Origin of the sequence: Bdellovibrio sp. HCB274 (genome assembly GCF_047306075.1) — a bacterium.
GTDB lineage: Bacteria > Bdellovibrionota > Bdellovibrionia > Bdellovibrionales > Bdellovibrionaceae > Bdellovibrio.
On record NZ_CP178623.1, the window covers coordinates 1,473,778 to 1,485,530 of the forward strand.

Genomic DNA, 11,753 nt, shown 5'->3' on the forward strand with positions numbered 1-11,753 from the left:
GTTGCAGCGTGATTTTTGTTCTACCGATATTGCTACTGTTTGGTGCTTTGATTTCTGAACCTGCTCAAGCGTACCCTGATTTTATTTCCTATGGGTACAATACCTGTATCACCTGCCACTACAACGGTCAGGGTAATGGCCCCTTAACCGATTACGGCCGGGCTCTGTTTTCCACAGAGATCGCCTCACGTGCCGTGTTTAATGCGAAAACCACAGAAGAGGAAATTGCCGCGAGCTCGGGATTTTTAGGTTCCACCCAGTTGCCATGGTGGATTCGTCCCGGTATCAAGTATCGTGGTTTATATTTCCAAAACAATCCGGGAGGCTCGGCGGCAGTTAGTAAGTACATTACAATGCAAGCCGATGCCAACGTCGCGGTTCAGCTGGATCGTGGTGGGAAATATCTTTTTGTGCTATCCGGTGGTTATCAGCCAACTCCCGCATCACGTGCCAATATTGAAGATCCTGATAATAAAAATATGATTTCGCGCGAGCATTACTTCCGCTGGCAGGTGAATAAGAAGTTTTTCACCTATGTGGGATTGATGGATAAAGTGTTCGGTATTCGCACAGCAGACCATACCTCTTACAGTCGCACGGTGACCGATTTGGCACAGAACGATCAGTCCTCGGGCGTGATCACGCAGTATTATGGCGACGGCTGGGAAGTTACCGGAAATGTGTTTGTCGGAAACCTGGTTCAAGAGGACGCCGATGTTCGCCAAAAAGGTGCTTCGGTGATGTTTGAATTCGACGTGGCTGATCAAAATCGATTGGGCTTTGCAGTCCTTGCCTCAAGAAATGAGTATGTAGAAAAAACCCGTTTGGAGTTTCATCAAAAACTGGGTTTCGCTAAAGGCGACAGTTTGTTGACTGAAGTTGGCTTCGTTAAAGACAGTCCACTATCCAACCCAAGTGATAAAGTCGGCGGGTATCTGATGCTGCAAAATTTAACCCGCATCACTCGCGGGTACAATATTCTCAGCCAAATTGAATATTATAATCCAACACTCTCGGCCGATTCTTCTGATATGTTTAAATGGTCTTTTGGATTATTGGCATTCCCGATGCCGCGGGTGGAATTCCGAGCGGGATTTGTTAACGGTCGCACAATTAACGATGACAGCGTGACTCAGGATAACTGGATGTTGCAAAGTCAGTTGCATCTTTCACTTTAAGGAGCCGGTATGAAAAGATTTATTCTATTGCCACTGATCATTCTGTTTTCCTTAAACTGTCACGCGCAAAAGTCCGTCACACGCGTGGTGCCTCCGATGGAGCGCTGGTTGTTAACTGCAGAGTTTAACTCTTGGGTTGAAAAGCTTTCGATCACCGATAATCTTGGAGGCAGCCAGGATTCCAAGGCGTCCTATTATGGTTTTGGAGTAGGTGCAGAAAAGAATTTTTATCACGCTTACTGGGGCTGGGGAATCGGTGGCGGTATTGCCAGCGGCAGCGCCGTGGGAGGTGATAAGAACTCCGGCTTGAACTATTTCGAAGCCCGTGTTCCCTGGATGGCGTTTCGAATCACTCCACGGGTGTTTTATCGCCTGGGACCAAAAGTTGATTTGGGATTTGATCTGTCGACCTATATGAAGAACGTGAATTGGTCCTCGGGGGCCAGTGGAAACATGACGGTGCAATCGGGATCTAAAATGATTTCCGGCGGCTTCATTGATTTGCGCGCGCGACTGAGTGAAAGATTCGAATACATGCAAAGTTTCGGCATGGTCTATAAAGACGAAACAATGTACTGGAGAATCGGACTCGCGTACCGAATGTAGGCGAGTCTAAGGAATGCCTAAGATCCAGGTTTCAATAGTTTGAATCTGGGTGGTGCTAAGAGCGTAAGCCTGAGGCATGTTGCCGGTGGAGTTTACGCTGTTGTTTCTTAATTTAGTATAAAGCAAAGACCCGGAAAGGCTCCCTGGCGAAACCAATCCCAATGAGATGAACTGAGCTTCAGAGATATTCCCCCAGGATTGATGACTAGCCTGAGTATGGCAAGTGGCGCATTCAGTGCGAAGGATCGCTTGTGCTGCCTGAAACTGCGGAGTTCCGCCGCCACCTTCGCCATAAATATCAGCGTCGTAGTAAGAGGAGTTGTAAGACTGACCACAACTCAACGGTGCCAACAGGGCAAGACCCAATACAATCGAAGTAAGTAAATTTGTTTTTGCTTTCAAGCCCATATCTTATTAAGCCACGACCTCGCACCCGCTGAAAAGCAAAGAATCGTACAAGTCGTGTTCCCAGAGGCGATTTTGGAGCCAGAAATGTGTTCAGACCTTGGGCTAACAGAGTGGTCCAGAATGACCTCAAAGAAGTAATAGATGTTCAGAATGTGAGGCTTCTGAGTAAAATTAAAGGAATGAGACTATTATCATTCGCCATTTTTACTCTTGGGTTGTCACTTATTAGCTCTGCAGCAGTCGCGTCGGTTTCGTCTTCGTTGACTTGCAATAAAAGACAAACAGCTACGACTTGCATGATCTGCAATTGCTATCATGAAACCCGCGGCGAAAATTTTGATGGCATGGTCGCAGTGAATAAAGTCGTTCTTTCTCGTTCTGAAGATGATGCATTCCCTGATTCCGTTTGCGGTGTGGTGTTTGACGAAAATCAATTCAGTTGGACTGACGACAGAGCAGCCAATAATATTCGGGCAACAGAGAAAGACGACAAAGAAGCCTTGAACCTATGTCGTAAAGCCGTCAGCATTTCAGTTCGTGAAGGCGCCAATGACGTTCTTTACTACTATAATCCAAGCCTGGCTTCCCCAGGCTGGGCTCGTCGCATGAAGAAATGCGGTAAAGTCGACAATCACGTTTTCCTGGTACCACGTACTGACACTTGTCCTAAAAAGCTAGGGGTGGCGGGTAAATATACCGAATCAACTTCTGGAAAAAAAGAAACTCCTAAATCATCAAAAGGGGGAAGACGCTGATGAAAATAGTTATCTCGATTCTTCTTTTTAGTCTCACTAGCGCAGCAGCACCGGTGGCTGTTTCCGGCGATGATAAGGTGGAAATTGCAGTCAAAGAAACCGACGTAAAGATTTCTGTGCCTGCCGAGGCAAGAAAAGCGCTAATTCAATGGCGTCCGGAGTTTTTGGTTTTTGATTTAAAAGACTACAGTGATTCGGTGAAAAGCCTGGTAAAAGAGATTGACCCCCAAGGCGTGCCAATGGCGTTTGTGGCGGATTTAAATAATGACGGTACCCAAGATATCGCCTTGATGGGAAGTGATCTGCATAACCAGTATGCGGTGGCATTGGTGAAAGAGGGCGGCGTCTGGCAAGCCGTAGAACTCCAATCCTTTAAAATTCCCAATATCAAAAAAACTGTGACTAAGAACGAAAACAAAACTCCTGAAACTGGAGTTCCTCTATACGTGCTTCCGGCGCAGGATGAGCATGCGGCAAAATTGGGTAAAAAAATCGGAGTTCAGGTTGAGCATTACATGGGACCAGCCCGCGTCTATGAAATCAAAGACGGGAAGGCCGCTCAAGTTAAACTGAAATAGAAAAAAGGGATTAGTAGTCGTTTGCGGTGATGTGGGCAGCAACCTTATCATCGCAGCGGCCCGGTCCATCTGCAGGCTTCAGCAGACACTCCACTTCGACTTTTGTTAAATCCTCGCCGCCCAATTTTGCAGAGGCTGCTGCTGACAGGTCAATGACCCGGCCCCGTTTGCCGCCACCTTTATCATTAATACAAACAACAACTGAGCGATCACCGTTTTTAACGCGAACCCAGCTTCCCATCGGATACTGATGTGATGCACTTCTTAGAATGGCTGCGCGAAGCTTTTCCGGGCGCATCGTTTCGCCACTGGCAGTGCGTTTACCTGCAAAATTGTCGCGACCACGAATTCCATAAACCGAAGCAATGCCTTTTTGTTTTTTTCCACCACAGGAGTTGTAGCCAGGAACGCTTTTTTCTGATTGCTCCAAAAATTTGGAAACGTCTTTCATCTCAGAGCGCAGACCCGATTTGCTACCCGGTAAACACGCCGCACCTTCACCCGATAATGTCTTACTATGAGACACTGCTGATATCGTAAGAAGAGTCGCAATTGTGATGAAAAATTTCGCGTAAACCATGGCTTTTTCTATTCAAGATAAGTGCCATGAATTTAAGAGCCGTGCTGCATTTAGGATGGTCGCGGGAAAGTTAGATAGGCCCACTGTCTAAAAATATTTAGTCAGTCGATAATCCTTAGACAAAATATTTGTCTTTCGATGGGACTGGCGCTTTACCCGCAAAAGTACACGGTCCAAAATAACGTGGTTAAATCGATTTAAATGCGAGTCTCATCATTTGTTAACTGTAGAAATGCCATTTTCAGAGGAAGAGTTTGAATTATATCGCCGTTTTGGGGAATATTCGCGCATGAGAAAAATCACGCCGTTGCTGTTGTTCATATTGATGACTCTGCAAGTGTCTCCGTCCTGGAGCCGCGAGATTTCTGTTTTATTTTTGGGTAACAGCTATACCCATCTTCCCGGCTACGGCACAGACGAGGACCCGGCACTTCCACGCATGATTCGCGAAATTGCCAAAACCATCGATCCAGAGTTAGTGATCAACTATGATTTCAATGTGCCCGGTGGTTACAGCTTTGAGCGCCACTACTACAACGAACAATCCAAAACGCTAATGCAAAAAGCTTATGATCACGTGATTCTGCAGGGGCACAGCATTGAATCATTGGAACTGACTCCCTGGTGGGAAGCCACCGGCAACAAGGGAGTGAAAAGCTTCTCAAAATACCTTCCAAAAATTCTTGATATCGTTTTTCAAAACAACACCGATGTCACAATGTACGTGAACTGGGCCTGGGATCCTCAGCATGAAATGCTATCCGAAGATCACCCTGGGGTGCGTTTTCCTGAAGGTACTGAGAAAGCCGAGCAGACCTGGTACGGCGGCGATAAAGAGGCCTTCCAAAATCAAATCGATCAAAGCTATAAGCATCACACGCAAAATCATCCTGTGAAATTGTCCTATGTCGGACGGGCATGGCTGGAATTACAAAAAGAAGGTGTGGTCGCACCAGAAGATCTTTATCGCGCCGACTGGAGCCACGCGACTCTGATGGGCGGATACATTTCAGCATTGGTCTTAGCAAAGGACGCCTTACACCTGGATATCTCAAAAAACACGTTCGTACCTAAAGGTATCAGCGACGAAAAAGCCAAACAAATCCAGCAAGCCCTGGCCAAATAATCCTGCCTATTTTTTTTTATTTAGTTCCGCGTGTCTTTCATGCTGTAATCAGACATGGCAAGAAAAGTTCTAATCATCCAAGGTCATCCTGATTCCGAAAGCTTTAATCACGCGTTACATAATGCTTACAAGGCCGGCGCCATCAAAGCCGGCTCCGAAGTGAAGGAAATCTTCGTCGGAGACTTGGACTTCAATCTCAATTTACAATTCGGCTACAGAAAGCGGACAGAACTTGAAGGCTGTTTGCTTGAATCCCAGGAAAAAATCCGCTGGGCCGATCACATCGTGTGTATTCATCCAGTGTGGTGGGGAGCAGTTCCTGCCGTTCTAAAAGGATTTTTTGATCGTGTGTTGCTGCCAGGCTTTGCATTTAAAAAGCGCGAAGGCTCTTTGTGGTGGGATCGCTTTTTAACGGGCAAAACCGCACACATCATTTCTACGATGGATCAACCTTCCTGGTATTATCGTCTGATTTACGGCGCGCCGACAGACAAGGCACTGAAAAAGTTGACCTTCGAGTTCTGCGGGATCAAACCCGTAAAAATCACCCACATCGGTCCCGTAAGAATGTCGACGAGTGAGTTTCGCGCGAAGTGGCTTGCAAAGGTGGAGCAGTACGGAAGTAAGATTTAGTCCGGACGAGGTTCTTGAAGTTTATATAATTCAACAAATGAATGATAACTTTACCAGCATTCATTGTATTTCATAAAGACGGGGTTCTATAAGGGCTGCATCCGCAACCAACCTTGAAGGACCCCCGTAATGAAATCTGCAATTGTACTTGTGCTATCTTTGACCGCTTGTTTTTCTCAAGCGAATACATCTATTAGACTTGTCGACATCATTGATGCTGTTATAAAAAATCCAGTTCAATTCACGGAAGTCGAAAATCCAAAATTCACATCAGCCCAACAAACGCAAATTGCCAAGCTTGCCGAACATGAGTCCGGAGTCTGGGGAGATACAATCCTTGAAGGCGATTATCAGGCATCCCAAGAAGCCATTCGCGTGGATGAAGTCGTCGCTATCTATCAAGGCGCAAAACTCGTGGCTTATAAAATGAAGTTTTCATTGAAGGCCTGGGATACGGGATCCTGCGATCTTGATTACGATGCCTTGGCCGAAGACGACGCAAACCTTGATGAACTTCTTAGCGAGTGCGAACTGGGCCGCATCTACGGCAGCGCCTACATTTCTGCAGACCTACAACAAAGCGAACACAACTGGGACGACCCAGAATACTTCGAATAGTATTCATCTAACGCACGTCAAAACCGCATCGGTTTTGCAGCGCGCACTGAGTGGATTAATGTTTCAGGCACCAAATTGATCATTGTGATCAAAGGCTGCTCGTTCAAAATGAATTAAGTATTATTGCCAAGAAAATCAACGTTGCCGCCACCGTGGCGGTGGATTTTGGACATAAAAAAACCGCCAGAAGGGCGGTTTCATTCGGCTTGCCAACCGTAGCTTTAGCGAAGGTTGGTGCGGGTGGAGGGACTTGAACCCCCATGCTTTCGCGGAAGATTTTGAATCTTCTGTGTCTACCATTTCACCACACCCGCAGTGAGAGAACCTTTTTAATAGTAAGACCCCTTCATCCTCAACATATTTTTTAAAAACCGTTAATTTTTCTGCGTTTTTGCCCGGTTTTTCAGCGACTTTGTCACTCCTGGCCAAATTGACCCCAGTTTGAAAGGATTTCAGGAAGCGCTCTAAGAGTTGTCACTTCTTTATTCTGCCAAGCAAACCACTTCCGGATCCTTAGAGGGCCAAAATCCCCGGATATCAATAGTTTAGACGGTAAGGACGAAATCCGTCCCAGTTGGCACTGGCCTTGCTTTACAGGCTTTCGATTAAAAAAGGTTCTAAGAAAACCACACTGAGGAGACTTTATGAAAAAGTATATCTATGTCCTTGCGGCTTTGAGCATGGCGCCGGTATTCGCGTTGGCTCAATCCCTAGAAGGTGATGTTGATGCTGAATTGGATGCTATGTATTCCAAGCAGACAACACCACAGGTTGTGAGCACTCAAACTGCGTTGCCAGCGGCAGCAGCAGGTGAAGTGCAAACAGTTAAGCCACAACCTATCTATATTATTAACTCTCCTGCGCAAGCGGCTCAGGCCACTGCAGCAACTCAGCAGGTTCAAAAACAGCCTACGACTGTTATTGAAGCTTCTCCGTTGGCGGAATCCCGTGCGGAATCTATCCGTAAGAGCCGTCAGGATGCTGAAGTTCAAACTGAACAAAAAATCGTGGAAAAACTTGAACAATCCCGCATGGAAGATGAAAAGCGCCGTGCTGACGTATTGTTCGGTGATAAATTTAACAATCTAAATCAGGCGCAACAGGTTCCAGTTCAGCAACCGATCGCACAACCAGTGATTGTTGCTCCGGTAGCAGCTCCGGCTCCAGTTATCGTTGAAAAACAAGTGACTGATGATTCCGCAACTCGCGAAATCGTTCGCCAGGAAATGGCAGCGTCTTTGGAGAAAAACAAACCTCTTGAGCCAGTTCGTAGCAAATACGTTTCCGGTTTAATTGGTATGGGTGACTATCCAGATGTTTCCAACGTAAAAGGCAACTATGCGTTGGGCGTAGCGTTCGGTAGCAAAGTTGATGGTTTCATCATCGAGGGTTCATTCCTTTACTCGAACTACTCCGTGAATAACAACTGGTACGGCAATATGTATAACAATCAAAACGGTGTTGATGTAAATCAATACACGGGTGCGTTAGCAGCTAAAATCCAGTTCTTTGATGGTATCGTGAAACCAGTTATCGGTGGTATCGCGGCTTACTCTTACAGAACTTACGAAGCGAAAAATAGCTACGGTTACATGACCAACTATAACAACAACTCAAACTCTGATGTGAACTCACATGCAGTAGACTTGGGTGCGCTGGTTGGTGCGGACCTTGAGTTCTCTCCAAAATACGCAATTGGTTTGGATTTCAGATATATGTGGAATCTTTCCAACCGTATTAACTATGGCAGCAACTGGAACTCTGGTTGGAATGAGTATCAGAACACGAACCCGATCGAAAAACTTCAGTACTATGTAATGACAGTTTCCGGTCGCATGAATTTCTAATAAGCTCCCAAATATCTCTCAGTGGTGGCGGAGTCCTGTAATGGGGCTCCGCTTTTTTTTTGGACAAAGACCAGCGCTTCGGTACAATAAATCCATGCGCATCCTGATTATGTCTTTATTTATAGCTTTGCCCCTGCATGCCGCGACCCTGGTTTCTGAAACCGTGGGACAAGTGGGGGAGTACGTGATTACCAGCCGCGAGGTGCAAATCACGACGGTCATCGATCATATTCTTTATCCGCCGAAAGACAGTAAATCCAGCGCGCTTCTGGAAACAGGGCCTGAATCCAAAGAATTTCGCAATCATGTGACGGCAGTTTTACTGGAGGCCGTGGTTGCAATGGAGGCGGCGACTTTCAATGTCGGCGCGGCGTCCACAGCAGAGCTCGATGAAGCTTTGGCAAAAGTCGAAAAAGCAACTGCGGGCAAAACCTATTGGAATCAACTGCAGCCCACATCGGCCGAGGTGAAGAAGTTCACCGATCGCAAACTTGTCGCCAAAAGTTTTATGAAATTTAAAACCGGCTCCATGGCGGGGATTGTGTCTAACGTCGATGCGTACGAATACTATCAAAAAAACCGCAGTAAGTTCGGTAACACGCCCTTTTCGGAAATTCGCGACAATATCAAAACCTTCTTAGGCCAGCAGCAGCTGGAAGAGCGTTTGCGCTCCTGGTTTGAATTGATGAAGCGTAAATACAAAGTCAGAAATTTCATCTAAGGCATCTTCATGAGAATCGAATCTTTGTACACTCCCCACAAAGCTGCGATGCGCGCCTTGGTTGAGGCGATTCATCAGCAAACAGGAATGTTGCCGCAGTTCTATTGGCCTGCCGATATGCTGGGCGCCGAAATGGCCACCGCAGAAGGCGTGGGGATTTTTGAGGGCGAGGAGCTTGCTGGATTTGTCTTGTACCGCGAAGTTCCTGGGGCGTGGGAGATCTCGCTGGTGGCGACTCACCCGAGTTTTCAACGGCGCGGCCTCATGGAGTCTTTGATAAAACACATGATCGCCGCAAAGGGTCATGATAGGGAGTTGTGGCTTGAGGTCCACGAGAGCAATGAATCTGCCCAGAAATTGTATGAAAAGCTCGGGTTTAAACTAACAGGGCGGCGCCCACGCTATTATAAGGATGGGGCCACAGCACTATTGTATTCCTGTCCCTGACTCATTCGCTCTGGGGAGTGTGGGGAGACCTAGGGCCAGATAAGTCCTTGCACCTCTTCGATTTTTTTGTTAGTTTAAGGACGTTCGATGGGCCCAACAGGCCCATTTTTTTTTGCCACTGAATTCTTTTTGAGTTCCTCGGACAAACGGGATGCGCGCCAGATACGCTTTAAGCGTTTGAGCATGCACAGGCTTTAAAACCCAGATTGGATATTTCCCAACGGTTTTAAGCTGGAGTCACTTCATTAGTAAGCTGAAACCACCGTTCGGGGTTGGTGGGCTGAAGTTAAAGGAAGTGAAGAGATGTCTGAGAGACCCTCTTGGTTAGATCAAGTTGAAAAAATCGCGAGTGATGCTGCCGCTACAAATGGCTGCCTGCTTTACGATATCGAGTTCGTAGGCATGGGCAAAGGACGTACTTTGCGTTTGTTCATTGATAAGGATGACGAGGGCGGTATCAGTCTTGATGACTGCTCGAATGTTTCCAAAGCTTTGAACGAGGTTCTGGATAAGGACGAGGACATCATTCCAGGCGGTCCTTATACGCTGGAAGTTTCCAGTCCGGGTTTGGAGCGCCACTTGGTTAAACCATGGCACTTCCAAAAAGCCGTGGGCAAAAAAGTTTATCTGAAAACATCCAAATCTTTGGAGAGCATGGGTGTGACGGATAAGAAATGGAAAGCCGCCAAGACGGTCGAGGACGTTATTGAGTCCGCTGACGATCAGGCTGTGCGTTTCGTGATCAATGACGTCGAGATCAAAATCCCGTACGCGATGATCGAAAAAGCTAAAGTATTATTTGAAGTTACTAAAGGTCAAAAAAAGTAGAGAGGATAAGCCATGGCTGAAAATATGTTTTCAGATCTTTCCAAAGTGATTGAACAGGTTGGTAAAGACAAAGGTATCGACAAACAGGTCGTTATCGATGCAATCACTCAAGGTATGCTTGTAGCAGCCCGTAAAAAGTACGGTACTTACCGTGAAATCGAAGCGGCATACAATGAAGAGACTGGCGAAGTTGAATTGTTTGAGTTCAAAGAAGTAGTGCCTCGTGAAAAATTCGTGGATGAGGAAGTTGAAATTCCTTACGACGACGCTGTTAAACTGGATCCAAACGTTCAAATGGACGATTCTATCGGTATCAAATTGGAAGCGACTGATTTGGGCCGTATCGCAGCTCAAACTGCGAAACAAATCATCATGCAAAAAGTGCGTGATGCTGAACGCTCCATCATCTTTACTGAATTCGAAGAGCGCAAAGGCGAAATCGCTTCCGGTATCGCCCGTCGCGTGGAAAAAGGCGCGATCGTTGTGGATTTGGGCCGTTCTGAAGCTTATATCCCGCCTCGTGAACAAATTCCTGGCGAACAATACAAACCAGGTGACCGTATTCAGGGTTACCTGTCTGAAGTTCGTCAGACAACGCGTGGTCCTCAAATCATCATGTCCCGCGCTGATGAACGTTATTTGATGAAACTTTTCGAAATGGAAGTTCCGGAAATTTACGACGGTGTGGTTGAGATCATGGCGGCGGCTCGTGAGCCAGGCCAGCGTGCAAAAATCGCAGTTCGTTCCAACGACTCTACTGTAGATCCAGTGGGCGCGTGTGTTGGTATGAAGGGTTCTCGTGTACAAAACATCGTACAAGAGCTTCGTGGCGAAAAAATCGATATCGTTCCTTGGGATGAAGACATCACTCGTTTCGCGGTAAATGCTTTGGCTCCGGCTGAAATCTCCCGCGTATTCCTTGATGACACAAACCGTGAAATGGAAATCGTTGTTCCAGATTCTCAATTGTCTTTGGCAATCGGCAAACGTGGTCAAAACGTTCGCTTGGCAGCTAAATTGACGACTTGGAAATTGGATATCATTTCTGAATCTTCAGCAGCGTCTCGTACAGCGGAATCCATCTTTAATTTGATGTTGATCCCGGGCATGAACGAAACAATGGCACAAAACATCTTCCAATCCGGCTTCGGTTCATTCCAATCTGTAGCTCAGGCGAGCGTTCAGGAATTGATGACAATTCCAGGTTACGACGATCCGGAAAAGGCAGAGAAACTTTCTAACGAAGCAAACGCTTTGCTTAAAAAGTATGAAGCAGAAGGTACTCCAGTACCAACAGCTCCAACAGTTGCCAAAGACAGCAAAGCGGGTGGCGGATCTGCGAAAGCACAAGCCGATGCATTGTTGAAGCAAGAGTTGCAAAAATTGAACTCTCAAGAAGCTGAAGAAGAATAGATTTAAGTTTAAAGT

At 46.5% G+C, this 11,753-nt stretch carries 14 protein-coding genes and 1 tRNA gene; 12 read left to right on the forward strand and 3 right to left on the reverse strand.

Annotation, left to right across the window (positions count from 1 at the left end):
• Positions 1-8 precede the first annotated feature (8 nt).
• Both ACLWNV_RS07190 and ACLWNV_RS07195 read left to right on the forward strand, forming a co-directional pair.
• Positions 9-1,178 (forward strand): hypothetical protein, encoded by a 1,170-nt coding sequence (locus ACLWNV_RS07190; RefSeq protein WP_413587250.1) that lies wholly within the window; start codon positions 9-11, stop codon positions 1,176-1,178.
• 9 nt (positions 1,179-1,187) lie between these two features.
• Positions 1,188-1,784 (forward strand): hypothetical protein, encoded by a 597-nt coding sequence (locus ACLWNV_RS07195; RefSeq protein WP_413587251.1) that lies wholly within the window; start codon positions 1,188-1,190, stop codon positions 1,782-1,784.
• 6 nt (positions 1,785-1,790) lie between these two features.
• Here the strand turns inward: ACLWNV_RS07195 and ACLWNV_RS07200 are convergent, their stop codons facing one another.
• Complete coding sequence (locus ACLWNV_RS07200; RefSeq protein ID WP_413587252.1) at positions 1,791-2,186, reverse strand: hypothetical protein; 396 nt, start codon at positions 2,184-2,186, stop codon at positions 1,791-1,793.
• A gap of 185 nt (positions 2,187-2,371) precedes the next feature.
• Between ACLWNV_RS07200 and ACLWNV_RS07205 the strand changes: the two genes are divergently transcribed.
• Both ACLWNV_RS07205 and ACLWNV_RS07210 read left to right on the forward strand, forming a co-directional pair.
• Positions 2,372-2,947: a cell wall hydrolase gene (locus tag ACLWNV_RS07205; protein WP_413587253.1), complete on the forward strand. Its 576-nt coding sequence runs from the start codon at positions 2,372-2,374 to the stop codon at positions 2,945-2,947.
• Entirely contained in the window at positions 2,947-3,525 is a 579-nt protein-coding gene (locus ACLWNV_RS07210) for a hypothetical protein (RefSeq protein ID WP_413587254.1), read from the forward strand. The genes ACLWNV_RS07205 and ACLWNV_RS07210 overlap by 1 nt, the downstream gene beginning before the upstream one ends.
• A gap of 10 nt (positions 3,526-3,535) precedes the next feature.
• Here the strand turns inward: ACLWNV_RS07210 and ACLWNV_RS07215 are convergent, their stop codons facing one another.
• Positions 3,536-4,051 carry a septal ring lytic transglycosylase RlpA family protein gene (locus ACLWNV_RS07215; protein ID WP_413587255.1) on the reverse strand — a complete coding sequence of 172 codons (516 nt, stop codon included), beginning with the start codon at positions 4,049-4,051 and terminating at the stop codon, positions 3,536-3,538.
• Between the two features lie 343 nt (positions 4,052-4,394).
• Between ACLWNV_RS07215 and ACLWNV_RS07220 the strand changes: the two genes are divergently transcribed.
• The 3 genes from ACLWNV_RS07220 (at position 4,395) to ACLWNV_RS07230 (ending at position 6,482) form a co-directional block, all read left to right on the forward strand.
• Entirely contained in the window at positions 4,395-5,231 is an 837-nt protein-coding gene (locus ACLWNV_RS07220; RefSeq protein WP_413587256.1) for a hypothetical protein, read from the forward strand.
• Positions 5,232-5,285: 54 nt separating this feature from the next.
• Entirely contained in the window at positions 5,286-5,864 is a 579-nt protein-coding gene (locus tag ACLWNV_RS07225) for an NAD(P)H-dependent oxidoreductase (protein ID WP_413587257.1), read from the forward strand.
• Positions 5,865-5,993: 129 nt separating this feature from the next.
• On the forward strand, positions 5,994-6,482 hold the full coding sequence (locus ACLWNV_RS07230; protein ID WP_413587258.1) for a hypothetical protein: 489 nt from the start codon (positions 5,994-5,996) through the stop codon (positions 6,480-6,482).
• A gap of 232 nt (positions 6,483-6,714) precedes the next feature.
• On the opposite strand, the gene ACLWNV_RS07235 is transcribed toward ACLWNV_RS07230, so the two are convergent.
• Positions 6,715-6,796, reverse strand: a tRNA-Leu gene (locus tag ACLWNV_RS07235).
• 330 nt (positions 6,797-7,126) lie between these two features.
• On the opposite strand from ACLWNV_RS07235, the gene ACLWNV_RS07240 reads away from it, so the two are divergent.
• From ACLWNV_RS07240 to nusA, 5 genes are all read left to right on the forward strand, one after another.
• A complete protein-coding gene (locus tag ACLWNV_RS07240) occupies positions 7,127-8,329 on the forward strand; it encodes a hypothetical protein (RefSeq protein ID WP_413587259.1) in 1,203 nt (400 codons plus the stop codon).
• A gap of 94 nt (positions 8,330-8,423) precedes the next feature.
• Positions 8,424-9,050, forward strand: a complete 627-nt coding sequence (locus ACLWNV_RS07245; protein ID WP_413587260.1) for a hypothetical protein — start codon at positions 8,424-8,426, stop codon at positions 9,048-9,050.
• A gap of 9 nt (positions 9,051-9,059) precedes the next feature.
• Entirely contained in the window at positions 9,060-9,497 is a 438-nt protein-coding gene (locus ACLWNV_RS07250; RefSeq protein WP_413587261.1) for a GNAT family N-acetyltransferase, read from the forward strand.
• Between the two features lie 303 nt (positions 9,498-9,800).
• The gene (rimP, locus tag ACLWNV_RS07255; protein WP_413587262.1) at positions 9,801-10,325 is read left to right on the forward strand and encodes a ribosome maturation factor RimP; all 525 of its coding nucleotides are present in this window, start codon (positions 9,801-9,803) and stop codon (positions 10,323-10,325) included.
• 12 nt (positions 10,326-10,337) lie between these two features.
• Positions 10,338-11,738, forward strand: a complete 1,401-nt coding sequence (gene nusA / locus ACLWNV_RS07260; RefSeq protein ID WP_413587263.1) for a transcription termination factor NusA — start codon at positions 10,338-10,340, stop codon at positions 11,736-11,738.
• Positions 11,739-11,753 lie beyond the last annotated feature (15 nt).